The sequence below is a fragment of the Streptomyces sp. NBC_00727 genome, from assembly GCF_045161745.1.
Lineage (GTDB): Bacteria > Actinomycetota > Actinomycetes > Streptomycetales > Streptomycetaceae > Streptomyces.
The window spans coordinates 2,489,665-2,503,401 of record NZ_CP108981.1 but is presented as its reverse complement, the minus strand read 5'-3'; the positions used below and the strand labels follow the sequence as shown (position 1 = coordinate 2,503,401).

Below are 13,737 nucleotides of genomic sequence, written 5' to 3'. Positions count from 1 at the left end.
TCACCCCGACCAAGGGTGACCGCCCTTCGGCATTCGGCCCGCCAGAAGCCCTCTGCGGGCTCTGTGGCGGGCTCCGGCGGTGTCCCGGGGCCCCGAAGGACCCGGCGCCCCGGGACGACGCCGCTCAGACCAGCGAGCCGCCCGGCAGCTCCACCTTCGCCCCGAGCTTCTCCAGCTTGTCCATGAAGTTCTCGTAGCCCCGGTTGATCAGGTCGATGCCGTGCACCCGGGAGGTGCCCTGGGCCGCGAGGGCGGCGATCAGGTACGAGAAGCCGCCGCGCAGGTCCGGGATGACCAGGTCCGCGCCCTGGAGCTTCGTGGGCCCGGAGACGACCGCGGAGTGCAGGAAGTTGCGCTGGCCGAAGCGGCAGTCCGAGCCGCCCAGGCACTCGCGGTACAGCTGGATGTGCGCGCCCATCTGGTTCAGCGCGGAGGTGAAGCCGAGCCGGGACTCGTACACCGTCTCGTGGACGATGGAGAGGCCCGCGGCCTGCGTCAGCGCCACCACCAGCGGCTGCTGCCAGTCCGTCTGGAAGCCGGGATGCACGTCCGTCTCCAGCGCGATCGCGTTGAGCGCGCCGCCCGGGTGCCAGAAGCGGATGCCCTCGTCGTCGATCTCGAACGCGCCGCCGACCTTGCGGTAGGTGTTCAGGAACGTCATCATCGAGCGCTGCTGGGCGCCCCGGACGTAGATGTTGCCCTCGGTGGCCAGCGCGGCGGACGCCCAGGAGGCGGCCTCCAAGCGGTCCGGGAGGGCGCGGTGGGTGTAGCCGTCGAGGCGGTCGACACCGGTGATCCGGATGGTCCGGTCGGTGTCCATCGAGATGATCGCGCCCATTTTCTGCAGGACGCAGATCAGGTCCTCGATCTCCGGCTCCACGGCCGCGTTGGACAGCTCCGTGACGCCCTCGGCGAGCACCGCGGTCAGCAGCACCTGCTCGGTCGAGCCCACCGACGGGTACGGCAGCCGGATCTTGGTGCCGCGCAGCCGCTGCGGGGCCTCCAGGTACTGTCCGTCCGCCCGCTTCTCGATCGTCGCGCCGAACTGGCGGAGCACGTCGAAGTGGAAGTCGATCGGCCGGCCGCCGATGTCGCAGCCGCCGAGGCCGGGGATGAACGCGTGGCCCAGTCGGTGCAGCAGCGGGCCGCAGAACAGGATCGGGATGCGCGAGGAGCCGGCGTGGGCGTCGATGTCGGCGACGTTGGCGCTCTCGACGTGCGTGGGGTCCAGGACCAGCTCGCCCGGCTCGTCGCCGGGGCGGACCGTCACACCGTGCAGCTGGAGCAGCCCGCGCACGACCCGGACGTCACGGATGTCGGGCACGTTGCGCAGCCGGCTGGGCCCGCTTCCGAGCAGCGCGGCGACCATCGCCTTGGGCACCAGGTTCTTGGCGCCTCGGACGCGGATCTCGCCCTCCAGCGGGGTTCCGCCGTGGACAAGCAGGACATCGTCTGTGCCGGTCATGAATCTCGCGTTCCGGAGTGGTCGGGCAGGGGGCCAAGACGAAAGGGTAATGGGCCCGCACCCCCCTTCCGTAAGGGAACGGGCGGTGTACGAACGTCATGAATCCGCCACAACACGCTCTGCTGCGCGGGACTCGCGGAGGGTCACCGTCCGGATGGCCGGACCGGGTGTGCGCTCCTCATGCACCCGTGCGCCCTGAGCTGCGCTCGGGCACCGAGCGCGACGACCACGTCACTTGGCCCCCGTACCGGGCGAAGATGCGGGATCATTTCTGCCATGACCGAGGTGTCCTCGCTCACAGGGCGGCTGCTCGTGGCCGCGCCCGCCCTGGCGGACCCGAACTTCGACCGCGCGGTCGTGCTGCTCCTCGACCACGACGAGGAGGGCTCCCTCGGCGTGGTCCTCAACCGCCCGACCCCGGTGGGCGTCGTGGACATCCTGGCGACCTGGGCCGGGCTGACCGGTGAGCCGGAGGTCGTCTTCCAGGGCGGCCCCGTCTCGCTGGACTCGGCCCTCGGCGTCGCGGTGATCCCGGGCGGCGAGGGGCCCCTCGGCTGGCGGCGGGTGTACGGGGCGATCGGCCTGGTGGACCTGGAGGCGCCGCCCGAGCTGCTGGCGGCGGCCGTGGGCTCGCTGCGGATCTTCGCGGGGTACGCGGGCTGGGGGCCCGGACAGCTGGAGCGCGAGTTGTCCGAAGGCGCCTGGTACGTCGTGGAATCGGAACCTGGCGATGTGTCCTCGCCGCGCCCGGAGGGTCTGTGGCGTGCGGTCCTGCGCCGGCAGCGCAGCGAACTGGCCATGATCGCCACGTATCCGGACGACCCTTCGCTGAACTGATGTCCCGTCTTTCAGTACGCTTGGCGGTTATGAGCACTCTTGAGCCCGAGCGCGGGGCAGGTACCGGGACCCTCGTGGAGCCGACGCCGCAGGTGTCGAACGGCGACGGCGACCACGAGCGCTACGCCCATTACGTCCAGAAGGACAAGATCATGGCGAGTGCCCTGGAGGGCACCCCCGTGGTCGCACTGTGCGGCAAGGTCTGGGTACCGGGGCGCGACCCCAAGAAGTACCCGGTCTGCCCGATGTGCAAGGAGATCTACGAGTCCATGGGCGCCGGCGGCGGCGACAAGGACAAGGGCGGCAAGGACAAGAAGTAGTGGCGACCGGTACCACCCACAGCTAGGGCTTGATCCGCTGGACAGGCCTGAGGCCCGGGAGACCCCCGGGACACGCGCTCGCGTGCCCGGGGGTTTTTCGCGTGCCGTTGCACGGACTGCTGCGTCGGCTGGCAGAGGCACTGAACCGCTAGGGGCCCGGTGCGCATGGGCGTGGTACCCGGGAGCGGGGGCGGTGGTGGGATCGGGATGTGAGTTCTGGGGTCGAATGGGTGACCTTGTTGGTGGTTGCTCGTTGTGCTGGGTGACAGGGGCGGGCTGGTGTGGGGGAGTGCGGGGTGCGGGAGTTGGCGGCGCCGTTCGTGGTACCCGGGCCGTCCGGTGTAGCGGTGAGGGACCGTCTCAAGCACCTCACTTCCGAGGACGAGCGGGTGTTGCGGGCCGTTGGCGCGTATCAGGGTGGGTTGGCGTCGCGGGATCTGAAGGTGCGGTGTGCGGACGGCCTGGATCACCGTGCGGAAATGTGGGCTGCGCGAAAGCGGGGATTGACAGCAGCGTCTTCGTCGCGGATTGCGGGGGCGATCACGAAGGCGTCGCATGATCAGTGGGCACTGGCCCGGCGGTCCTTGGCCGCACATATCCGCACACTTGAGGCGGGAATCAGAACACTTCGGTACCGGCTGTCGTTGCCGATCGGGGCGAAGGGTACGAAGCGTGCGGCGGGTGGCTATCGGTCGAGGGGTGAGTGGTTCCAGAAGTCCCGCCGTCTGAAGTGCATGGAGGACCGGCTCGCGGCTGCTGTCGCTGACTGGCGGTCGGGGCGGGTCCGGGTCGTGCGCGGTGGGAAGCGCCTGTTGAACACCCGCCATCATCTCGCGGAGGCGGGGCTGACGGAGGAAGGGAGAAGCACGGCCGCAGGAAGCGTTTTCGGCAGCGTGGGGTGCTCAGCACTGGCAGAAGCCACTGACCACCCCGCACCGGAAGATGTCCCGTCACGATGCCGCCGGTATCGCGATCGGGCGACGCGCCCTCGGACACCCGATCCGGCGTCGGACGACACCGCCCCGTGCACACCAGAGTGATGCGCACGGGCATCGGACCGTCCAGGCCGCACCGGGTTCCCCGGGGCGTGAGGGACCCCGCCCCCGCATCTCCGGACCACGGACGCGATCCGCGCCACCGGATGCGGCGAGAACGCGGGCAACCAGGGCATCCAACACCGTTCGGGGTGTCCGCAGCGAACAGGAATGGGTCCAAGACACACTCCTGCTCGGTGACTAGGAACGGTTCCCGGATGAAGTTTTCTTTCCTGAAACGTCGCCCCGGACGCAGCTCTCCCTGCCGAGCCTCACGGCCACGCCATGCGCGTCGCAGACCTCCAATACAGGCGCCAGGAAAGGAAGAAGGAGCATGTCGCGGGTCTGCCTGTTCGGAGAAGACCACCCAGCAGCCAGGCTTGTGTCGTCTCCCAGCCCGGCCTTTTGCAGACGGGTAGTTGGCACCCGACGAGAACGACTGGGGCGGGATCATGGCAGCCTCGACGGTGATGACCGTGCCCGTGCTGGTCTTCTTCGTACTCGTACAGCGACGCCTGGTCTCCGGACTCGGCGGAGCGGTTAAGGACTGACGTCATGGCCATGGAACTGATCCCGGCGCCCCTGCGCGCCGACGACCGGGGGCGCTGCGGATTCCTCCTCGACGCGTCCACCACCATCGCGGCGGCCCCCGGCACCGCGACCACCGAACGCTGGCTGCGCACCACCCTGGGCGCCGCCTTCGGCCTGCCCCTCGCACCCGGCACCGAGGACGCCCCGCGCGCCATCGTGCTGCGCACCGACGACACCCTGCCGCCCGAGGGCTACCGGCTCACCACCCGGCCCGACGAGGGCGTCGTCCTCACCGGCGGCAGCCCCGCCGGGGTGTTCTGGGGCGCCCAGACCCTGCGCCAGCTGCTGGGCCCCGAGGCGTTCCGCCGGGCGCCCGTGGGCGAGGCCGCCGTCCACGGCTTCGGGTTCACCGACATCGAGGACGCACCCCGCTTCGGCTGGCGCGGCCTGATGCTCGACGTGGCACGGCACTTCATGCCCAAGGACGACGTCCTGCGCTACCTCGACCTGCTCGCCGCCCACAAGCTGAACGTCTTCCACTTCCACCTCAGCGACGACCAGGGCTGGCGCGTCGAGATCAAGCGCCACCCCCGCCTCACCGAGGTCGGCGCCTGGCGTCCCCGTACCAAGTACGGACACCGGGCCTCCGAGCTCTGGGACGAGACCCCGCACGGCGGTTACTACACCCAGGACGACATCCGCGAGATCGTCGCCTACGCCGCCGCCCGGCACATCCGGGTCGTCCCCGAGATCGACATCCCCGGCCACTCGCAGGCCGCGATCAGCGCCTACCCGGAGCTCGGCAACACCGACGTCGTCGACACCTCGGCGCTCGGCGTGTGGGACAACTGGGGCGTCACGCCGAACGTCCTGGCCCCCACCGACCACGTCCTGCGGTTCTACGAGGGCGTCTTCGAGGAGCTCCTCGAACTCTTCCCGCCGGAGACCTCGCCGTTCGTCCACATCGGCGGCGACGAGTGCCCCAAGGACCAGTGGAGGCAGTCGCCCACCGCGCAGGCCCGCATCAAGGAACTCGGCCTGGCCGACGAGGACGAGCTGCAGTCCTGGTTCATCCGCCACTTCGACACCTGGCTCACCGGGCGCGGCCGCCGCCTCATCGGCTGGGACGAGATCCTGGAGGGCGGCCTCGCGCCCGGCGCCGCCGTCTCCTCCTGGCGCGGTTACGCGGGCGGCATCGCGGCCGCCGAGGCCGGGCACGACGTCGTCATGTGCCCCGAGCAGCAGGTGTATCTGGACCACCGTCAGCACGGCGGCCCCGACGAGCCGATGCCCATCGGGTACGTCCGCACCCTGGAGGACGTCTACCGCTTCGAGCCCGTCCCGCCGGCGCTGAGCGAGGAGGCCGCCCGGCACGTACTCGGCGCCCAGGCCAACGCCTGGTCCGAGGTCATGCAGAACCGGGCCCGCGTCGACTACCAGGTCTTCCCGCGCCTCGCCGCCTTCGCCGAGGTCGCCTGGTCGGCCCTGCCCGCCCCGGACGAGCGGGACTTCGCCGATTTCGAGCGCCGCATGACCGCGCACTACGCCCGGCTCGACGCACTCGGCGTCGGCTACCGGCCGCCGTCCGGTCCGCTGCCCTGGCAGCAGCGCCCCGGCATCCTCGGACGCCCGATCGAGGGGGCACCCCCGAACGTGTGAGCCCGGCAGCAACCCGCCCTCCCGCCACCACGGTCCCTGCGACCGTGGTGGCGGCGGCGCTTCCGCCGGGCGCCGCCCGTACAACGGAGAAAGCCGTACGGACATACGGAAGACCGGCAAAGGGGGCTCACCGCCGAACCAGCGCGAAAACGGGACCATTACCCTTACCGGGGACGGATGCTCCCTTCGCGGACCTGCGCGTCGGGCCGGTCGGAAGATGTGCCAGAGTTGCCACGTCCGGGCTTCGAGCACGTACCGTACGGCGAAACAGGCGGGAGCGCCGGGACACCGGGAAGGGGCAGCTGGGTTGACCACGCACGCACCGCAGGCGACGCAGTCCGTGACGCTGCCTGCCTCGCTGGACGAGGCGGTGGCGGCACTCGGCGCCATGCCGGCCGCCGTCCCCGTGGCAGGCGGCACGGACCTGATGTCGGCCGTCAACAAGGGGCTCCTGCGCCCCTCCGGTCTGGTCGGACTCGGCCGGATCAGCGAGCTGCGCGGCTGGCACTACCAGGACGGACACGCCCTGCTGGGCGCCGGTCTGACCCACGCCCGCATGGGGCGGCCCGACTTCGCCGCCCTCATCCCCGCGCTCGCCGCCTCCGCCCGCGCCGCGGGCCCCCCGCAGATCCGCAACGCCGGCACGCTCGGCGGCAACATCGCGTCCGCCGCCCCGACCGGTGACGCGCTGCCCGTGCTCGCCGCGCTGGAGGCCGAACTCGTCGTCGCGGGCCCCGGCGGCGCCCGCCGCGAGATCCCCGTCTCCCACCTGCTGGCCGGCCGCGAGATGCTGGAGCCCGCCGAGCTGATCGGCTTCGTCCGCGTCCCGCTGCTGCACGCCCCCCAGGTCTTCCTCAAGGCCACCGGCCGCACCGGGCCCGGCCGCGCCACCGCCTCCGTCGCGATCGTCCTCGACCCGGCCAGGCGCGGGGTGCGCTGCGCGGTCGGCGCCATCGCCCCGATGCCGCTGCGCCCGCTGGAGGCCGAGCGCTGGATCGCCTCGCTGATCGACTGGGACGGGGCGCGCGGTCTCGCCCCCGACGCGCTGGCCGCCTTCGGCGAGTACGTGGCCGCCGCCTGCATCCCGGACCAGGAACCACCCGCCGACGGGGGAGAGGCACCACCGCTGCCCCCCGCCGTACTGCACCTGCGGCGCACCGTCGCCGCGCTCGCCCGACGCGCGCTGGGGAGGGCACTGTCGTGAGCAAGGAGAACCCCGCCGAACAGCACGGCGGCTGGCAGCCGACCCCGCAGGGCGGCGACTATGACGGCGAGGCGACCGCCTTCGTCCACCTGTCGCCGGAGGACCTGGCGGACATTCCGCTGGCCGCGCCCGGCCACGGCTACACGCCGCCGATGATCCTGCCGCTGACCCCGGCCGCCGGCCTCGACCCGGCGGCCACCGGCAACTGGGTCGTCCAGACGCCGGAACAGCAGCGGGAGCAGCAGCCGGAACAGCAGACCGGGCAGCCCGAGCACTCGGTGCCGTCCGCTCCGCCCGCGCCGTCCGTACCGTCCGCTCCGTCCGCGCCGGATGAGGTGCACTGGCCCGACCCGAACCAGCAGTCCGGCTACGGCTACCCGCACCCCGGGACGCAGCCGTACCAGGATCCGTACGCCGGTGACCCGGCCGCCACGGGCCAGTGGTCCACCGACACCACGGCGACCTGGCCGGCCGCGGCCGCCCCGCTCTCGGACGACTCCGGCGAGCTGTACACCGCCCCGCCCGTGACCGACTGGTACGCGGACCGCCCGGCCACGCTTCCCGGCGGGGCGGCCGCGCCGTGGACGGTGACCGAGCCCGCCCCGGAGCCGCCCGCCGAGGCGGACGCGGGCGCGGAGGCGCCGGCGGGCGTCCCCGCCGAGAGCGCTCCCGAGCCGGTACGGCACGACGACGAGCAGCCCGCCCCGGCCGGCGCCGGGTCCGACGCGGAGGCCCCCCGGACGGAGGCGGCCGAGCCCGCGGCGGAGTCGCCCGAGGACGCCGAGCCCGTGGCGGAGTCGCCCGAGGACGCGGAGCCCGTGGCCGAGACGGGCGAGGCGGCGGCCCCCGGTACGGAGGGGCCCGAGGCGTCCGACGCACCCCTCGCCGTCATCCCCGCGGGACCCAGCGAGCACCCCGCCGCCTCCTACGTACTGCACGTCAACGGCGTCGACCGACCCGTCACCGACGCGTGGATCGGCGAGTCCCTGCTCTACGTGCTGCGCGAGCGCCTCGGTCTCGCCGGGGCCAAGGACGGCTGCTCGCAGGGCGAGTGCGGAGCGTGCAACGTCCAGGTGGACGGGCGGCTCGTCGCCTCCTGCCTGGTGCCCGCGGCCACGACCGCCGGCAGCGAGGTCCGTACGGTCGAGGGCCTGGCCGTCGACGGGGAACCGTCCGACGTGCAGCGGGCGCTGGCGGACTGCGGTGCCGTCCAGTGCGGCTTCTGCATCCCCGGCATGGCGATGACCGTCCACGACCTCCTGGAGGGCAACCACCGCCCCAGCGAGCTGGAGACCCGCCGGGCCCTGTGCGGCAACCTCTGCCGCTGCTCCGGCTACCGGGGCGTGCTGGACGCCGTCAACGAGGTCATCGCGGGCCGCGAGGCAGCCGCCGAAGCCGCCGCCGAGACGACCGGTTCCGAGGAGCCGGAGGAGGCCCGCATCCCGCACCAGGCGGCCCCGGGCGCCGGTAGTGTGCAGGCCCACCAGCAGGACGGAGGCATGGCGTGAGCAACGACGCGGCCGGCGCCACCCCCACGACGATCAGCATCCCGTCGCCGGCCGGCCCGGGCGGACCCGAGGCCGAGCAGCCGCGGCTCGGCATCGGCGCCTCGCTCCCGCCGGCCGACGCCCGCGCCAAGACCGAGGGCACCTTCCCGTACGCCGCCGACCTGTGGGCCGAGGGCCTGCTCTGGGCGGCTGTCCTGCGCTCCCCGCACGCGCACGCCCGCATCGTCTCCATCGACACCTCGGCCGCCGCCGAGATGCCAGGGGTGCGCGCGGTCGTCACCCACGAGGACGTCCCCGGCGAGGCCCTGTACGGCCGCAGGGTCGTCGACCGCCCCGTCTTCGCCTCCGACCTGGTCCGCCACCACGGCGAGCCGATCGCCGCCGTCGCCGCCGACCACCCGGACACCGCGCGGCTGGCCGCCGCCGCCATCGCCGTCGAGTACGAGGTCCTGGACCCGGTCACCGACCCGGAGAAGGCGTTCGCCGCCGAGCCGCTCCACCCCGACGGCAACCTCATCCGCCACATCCCGCTGCGCTACGGCGACCCGGAGGCGGCCGGCGAGGTCGTCGTCGATGGCCTGTACCGCATCGGCCGCCAGGACCCGGCCCCGATCGGTGCCGAGGCCGGGCTCGCCGTGCCCCGGCCGGACGGCGGCGTCGAGCTGTACACCGCCTCCACGGACCCGCACACCGACCGCGACCTGGCCGCCGCCTGCTTCGGCCTCGAACCGGAGCGGGTCAAGGTCGTCGTCACCGGTGTGCCCGGCGCGACCGGCGACCGCGAGGACCCCGCCTTCCAGCTGCCGCTGGGCCTGCTCGCCCTGCGCACCGGCTGCCCGGTGAAGCTGGCCGCCACCCGCGAGGAGTCCTTCCTCGGTCACGCCCACCGCCACCCCTCCCTGCTGCGCTACCGCCACCACGCGGACGCGGAGGGCCGTCTGGTCAAGGTGGAGGCCCAGATCCTGCTGGACGCGGGCGCCTACGCGGACGCCTCGTCGGAGTCGCTGGCCGCCGCTGTCGCCTTCGCCTGCGGCCCGTACGTCGTCCCGCACGCCTTCATCGAGGGCTGGGCCGTCCGTACGAACAACCCGCCGTCCGGCCATGTCCGGGGCGAGGGCGCGATGCAGGTCTGCGCCGCCTACGAGGGCCAGATGGACAAGCTGGCCGCGAAGCTCGGCATCGACCCGGCCGAGCTGCGCATGCGCAACGTGCTGGCCACCGGCGACATCCTGCCCACCGGCCAGACGGTGACCTGCCCCGCGCCCGTCGCCGAACTGCTGACCGCCGTACGGGACTTCCCGCTGCCCGCGCTGCCCAAGGACGCCCCCGAGGACGACTGGCTGCTGCCGGGCGGCCCCGAGGGCGCGGGCGAACCGGGCGCGGTGCGCCGGGGCGTCGGCTACGCGCTCGGCATGGTCCACATGCTCGGCGCGGAGGGCGCCGACGAGGTGTCCACGGCCACGGTCCGGGTCCACGACTCGGTCGCCACCGTCATCTGCGCGGCCGTCGAGACGGGCCAGGGCTTCACCACGCTGGCCCGCCAGGTCGTCCAGGAGACCCTGGGCATCGAGGAGGTGCACGTCGCCTCCGTCGACACCGACCAGCCCCCGGCGGGCCCGGCCACCCACGGCCGCCACACCTGGGTCTCCGCCGGCGCCGTCGAACGCGCCGCGAAAATGGTCCGCACCCAGCTCCTCCAGCCCCTGGCGCACAAGTTCGGGATGTCCACGGAGCTGCTCCAGATCACCGACGGCAAGATCACCTCGTACGACGGGGTGCTCTCGACGACCGTGTCGGAGGCGCTGGACGGCAAGGAGCTGTGGGCCACCGCCCAGTGCCGCCCGCACCCCACCGAACCGCTGGACGAGTCCGGGCAGGGCGACGCCTTCGTGGGCATGGCGTTCTGCGCGGTCCGCGCGGTCGTGGACGTCGACATCGAGCTGGGCTCGGTCCGCGTCGTCGAGATGGCCGTCGCCCAGGACGTCGGCCGCGTCCTCAACCCCTCCCAGCTGGCGACCCGTATCGAGGCGGGCGTCACCCAGGGCATCGGCGCCGCCCTCACCGAGAACCTCCGCACCGCCCGCGGCCTGGTCCGCCACCCCGACCTCACCGGTTACGCCCTGCCGACCTCGCTGGACGCGCCGGAGATCCGCATCGTCACGCTGGTCGAGGAGCGCGACGTGGTGGCCCCGTTCGGCGCGAAGCCCGCCTCCGCGGTCCCGGTCGTCACCTCCCCGGCCGCGGTCGCCGCAGCGGTCCGCGCGGCGACGGGCCGCCCGGTCAACCGCCTCCCGATCCGCCCCCAGGCGGCGGTCGCGGCCCCGAAGGGCTGAGCGGGCGGCCCCGTGCAGCCGACGGCCGGTGGCCGGTGGTGCTCTGAGTACGCGTACTCAAGTCACCGTCGGCCACCGGTCGTTACCGTGTGCGGACCTGCGACCGAGGGGGGAAGCATGACCACGCCGATCAACGGCGGCACGCAAGGACTCTGGATCGACCCGCACCAGGTGGGGAAGGCGGCGGCCGCCGCCGACAAGGTCGCCGAGGACATACCCGGCGACATCAAGGGCCTTTTCGAAACGACGGACGCGGCGGTGGCTGGGCTGGCGGGCTTCGAGTCCGCCCACGCGCTGGACGAGTGCCTGGAGGCGTGGACGAAGGCGTTGCGCGCGCTGGCGGGCCTGGTGGGGGGCGCCGCGGACGCGGTACGCGACTCGAACAACAGCTTCGCGGACGAGGACCGGCAGCGACGGAACGCGTTCCTCGGCCCCTACGCGCCGGGCGCCGAGCCGCTGTACTACACGCCGCACACCCCGGACCTCACCACGCCGCCGTCGGCGAACGGGGGGCGCTGAGATGCTGCTCCCGGAACTCCGTGACGCGGAGCCCCTGCTGATGACCGGCGCGGGCGACTCCTGGGCCGCGCTGGCGGACAAGATCACCACGCGGGCCGGCGAGTTCGGCACGTATCTGCACCGTCCCCTCGTGAAGGAACAGGTGTGGGGCGGGCTCACCGCCGAGACCGCCGCCGAACGGCTCGGCCGGATCCGGTGGTACATGGACATCGCCAAGACGGAGCTCGACAGCGTGTGCACCGTGCTGCGGGCCTGCGGCGAGGAGCTGCTGAAGCAGCAGGATCTGCTCAAGACCGCGCTCGCCGACGCGTCGGGGGCCGGCTACAAGGTCGCCGACGACGGCTCGGTCACGGCTCCGACCGTCGACACCGCTCACATGGCACCGGGCGACGTCGGGATGATGCACCGGGACCAGGCCGCCCGCGCACAGGAGTACGCCGACCGGATCGCCGAGGCGTGGCACGGGGCGCAGGCGGCGGACAAGGACTACGCGGCGAAGATCAAGCTCTTCACGGACGCGGCCAACCGGTGTGCCAAGGGCGACTGGTCCCACCTCGCGATCGAGCTGGCGACGGTCGGCAGCATCGAGAACGAAGTGCTGACGCACCTCGGTATGCCGGACGCGAAGGCCCCGGCCGACGCCGTCCAGTCCTGGTGGGCCTCGCTCTCACCGACGCTCCGCGCCGAGCTGATCGAGGACTACCCGCAAGTGCTCGGCAACCGCGACGGCATCCCGGCGGTCGACCGGGACCGGGCCAACCGCTTGTACCTGCCGACCCTGCTGGACAGCCTGGAGACCCGGTACACGGCGGCCTCGGGGGACGAGGCGGCGGCGCTGAAGGACAAGATCGAGGGGGTGAAGGGGATCCAGAAGCAGCTCAGCCTGGACCGTGCGTACCCCCTGTATCTGCTGGGCCTCGGAGACGAGGGCAACGGCCGGGCCATCGTGTCGTTCGGCAACCCGGACACGTCGCAGAACGTGTCCGCGTACGTGCCGGGGCTGAACACGAAGCTGAGCGGCCACTTCGCCTCGGCGGACGTGGAGCGCGCCTGGAACGTGGCGAGGGTCGCGAACGGGAACTACCCGGGTGCCTCGACCGCCTCCCTTGTCTGGCTCGGCTACGATGCGCCCCAGCTGGACGGCTTCACGTGGTCGTCCACCGATGTCATGCGTGCCGACGACGCCAAGGCGGGTGCTTCGGCCTACAACGGCTTCCTGAACGGCATCCACGCCACGCACGAGTCCGGGTCACCGCATGTGACGGCTGTCGGCCACTCGTACGGGTCTCTGACCGTGGGCCAGGCCACCCAGTTGCCCGGCGGCATCCCCGCCGACGACGTGGTCCTTGTGGGCAGTCCGGGCACCGGCGTCGACCACGCCAGGGATCTGGGCGTGGGCGCCGATCACGTCTACGTCGGCGCGGCAAAGAACGATCAGGTCACCCATCTTCCTTCGCAGGAAGATGTGATGTTCTCCGGACCCTTGAACAAGGAGGCCGGATCCGGTTCCAACTGGTTCGGCACCGACCCGGCCGGAAGAGACTTCGGAGGGCACCACTTCAGCGTCGCCGACGGCAGGGACACTGGAATCGTGGGGCTCGTGACCGGAAATATTCCGGCTCATTCCCTCTATTTCAGTGACACGGAGGGAGGCGATTCCTTGTACAACATCGCGAGTGTCGTGACCGGTCATGGCAACGCGATCACGACGACGGAGCCGAGGTGACGTGTACGAGCAGCCCGGTGCGGCTGCTGTTGTGCGTGCTGTTGGTCACGGTGCTCACTGCTTGTGAGGGCGGCGAGGAAAGGGAAGAACCCAAGATGGATATGCAGCAGGCGGGGGAACGTGCGGAGGAAATCCTGGACGGCACGATGGCGGCGATCCAGCCATCAGTGAAGTGGGCTCGCGGCCTCACGGGGGAAACGGCGTGCGATACAGGTTTCAGTGAGCCGACCGGCACGACGAGCATTACCCGGAGCAGGAACGTACTCACCGTGGTTTCCCGGCAGCGGCGCGGAGAGCTGTTCAAAATGATCCGGCGGTACTGGGAGCAGCAGGGCTTCAGGGAATTCGACATCAATTCTGCCGAGGACATGCCGCGTACCCGGGCCAAGTCCCCCGACGGGCTTGTCGTCATCCTCTCCGCCGGAAATATCGGAAACGTTTCCGTCACCGCCGGCTTCGCTTGCGCGAAGGATTCGCCGATGACCTACCCGAAGGGGACACCGAGTCACCCCGGGGGGCCGGTCAAGTCGGAGCGGATTCCCCGCGAACACTCGCCCTACTGGTCCGCCACCGGCTCGTGAGGAGGCCGGTTCGGCTGCTG

At 72.0% G+C, this 13,737-nt stretch carries 10 protein-coding genes and 2 pseudogenes; 11 read left to right on the top strand and 1 reads right to left on the bottom strand.

Annotated features, from left to right (window positions below; translation table 11 throughout):
* Positions 1-124: 124 nt before the first annotated feature.
* The gene (gene murA, locus OG242_RS11175; RefSeq protein WP_018517901.1) at positions 125-1,465 is read right to left on the bottom strand and encodes a UDP-N-acetylglucosamine 1-carboxyvinyltransferase; all 1,341 of its coding nucleotides are present in this window, start codon (positions 1,463-1,465) and stop codon (positions 125-127) included.
* 276 nt (positions 1,466-1,741) lie between these two features.
* Between murA and OG242_RS11170 the strand changes: the two genes are divergently transcribed.
* From OG242_RS11170 to OG242_RS11120, 11 genes and pseudogenes are all read left to right on the top strand, one after another.
* The gene (locus tag OG242_RS11170; protein WP_405898007.1) at positions 1,742-2,302 is read left to right on the top strand and encodes a YqgE/AlgH family protein; all 561 of its coding nucleotides are present in this window, start codon (positions 1,742-1,744) and stop codon (positions 2,300-2,302) included.
* Positions 2,303-2,331: 29 nt separating this feature from the next.
* Positions 2,332-2,622 carry a DUF3039 domain-containing protein gene (locus OG242_RS11165; RefSeq protein ID WP_026242631.1) on the top strand — a complete coding sequence of 97 codons (291 nt, stop codon included), beginning with the start codon at positions 2,332-2,334 and terminating at the stop codon, positions 2,620-2,622.
* 281 nt (positions 2,623-2,903) lie between these two features.
* Positions 2,904-3,861, top strand: a pseudogene (locus OG242_RS11160) (hypothetical protein).
* 220 nt (positions 3,862-4,081) lie between these two features.
* Positions 4,082-4,207: pseudogene (locus OG242_RS11155) on the top strand (carbohydrate ABC transporter permease); the annotation flags it as partial.
* A 4-nt stretch (positions 4,208-4,211) separates the two neighbouring features.
* Positions 4,212-5,846, top strand: coding sequence for a beta-N-acetylhexosaminidase (locus tag OG242_RS11150; protein WP_405898006.1), 1,635 nt, complete (start codon positions 4,212-4,214; stop codon positions 5,844-5,846).
* Between the two features lie 307 nt (positions 5,847-6,153).
* The gene (locus OG242_RS11145; protein ID WP_405898005.1) at positions 6,154-7,050 is read left to right on the top strand and encodes an FAD binding domain-containing protein; all 897 of its coding nucleotides are present in this window, start codon (positions 6,154-6,156) and stop codon (positions 7,048-7,050) included.
* Entirely contained in the window at positions 7,047-8,558 is a 1,512-nt protein-coding gene (locus OG242_RS11140) for a 2Fe-2S iron-sulfur cluster-binding protein (protein ID WP_405898004.1), read from the top strand. The genes OG242_RS11145 and OG242_RS11140 overlap by 4 nt, the downstream gene beginning before the upstream one ends.
* Positions 8,555-10,891 (top strand): xanthine dehydrogenase family protein molybdopterin-binding subunit, encoded by a 2,337-nt coding sequence (locus tag OG242_RS11135; RefSeq protein WP_405898003.1) that lies wholly within the window; start codon positions 8,555-8,557, stop codon positions 10,889-10,891. Before OG242_RS11140 ends, OG242_RS11135 begins: the two co-directional genes overlap by 4 nt.
* 117 nt (positions 10,892-11,008) lie before the next feature.
* On the top strand, positions 11,009-11,410 hold the full coding sequence (locus tag OG242_RS11130; RefSeq protein WP_405898002.1) for a hypothetical protein: 402 nt from the start codon (positions 11,009-11,011) through the stop codon (positions 11,408-11,410).
* Between the two features lies 1 nt (position 11,411).
* Positions 11,412-13,136 carry an alpha/beta hydrolase gene (locus tag OG242_RS11125; RefSeq protein ID WP_405898001.1) on the top strand — a complete coding sequence of 575 codons (1,725 nt, stop codon included), beginning with the start codon at positions 11,412-11,414 and terminating at the stop codon, positions 13,134-13,136.
* Positions 13,137-13,153: 17 nt separating this feature from the next.
* Positions 13,154-13,717: a hypothetical protein gene (locus tag OG242_RS11120; RefSeq protein ID WP_405898000.1), complete on the top strand. Its 564-nt coding sequence runs from the start codon at positions 13,154-13,156 to the stop codon at positions 13,715-13,717.
* Positions 13,718-13,737: the final 20 nt, after the last annotated feature.

What these genes read in the sequence shown, in the direction of transcription:
- murA (WP_018517901.1), bottom strand. Translation starts at nt 1,465, where the DNA reads ATGACCGGCACAGACGATGTCCTGCTTGTCCACGGCGGAACCCCGCTG.
- OG242_RS11170 (WP_405898007.1), top strand. Translation starts at nt 1,742, where the DNA reads ATGACCGAGGTGTCCTCGCTCACAGGGCGGCTGCTCGTGGCCGCGCCC.
- OG242_RS11165 (WP_026242631.1), top strand. Translation starts at nt 2,332, where the DNA reads ATGAGCACTCTTGAGCCCGAGCGCGGGGCAGGTACCGGGACCCTCGTG.
- OG242_RS11150 (WP_405898006.1), top strand. Translation starts at nt 4,212, where the DNA reads ATGGCCATGGAACTGATCCCGGCGCCCCTGCGCGCCGACGACCGGGGG.
- OG242_RS11130 (WP_405898002.1), top strand. Translation starts at nt 11,009, where the DNA reads ATGACCACGCCGATCAACGGCGGCACGCAAGGACTCTGGATCGACCCG.
- OG242_RS11125 (WP_405898001.1), top strand. Translation starts at nt 11,412, where the DNA reads ATGCTGCTCCCGGAACTCCGTGACGCGGAGCCCCTGCTGATGACCGGC.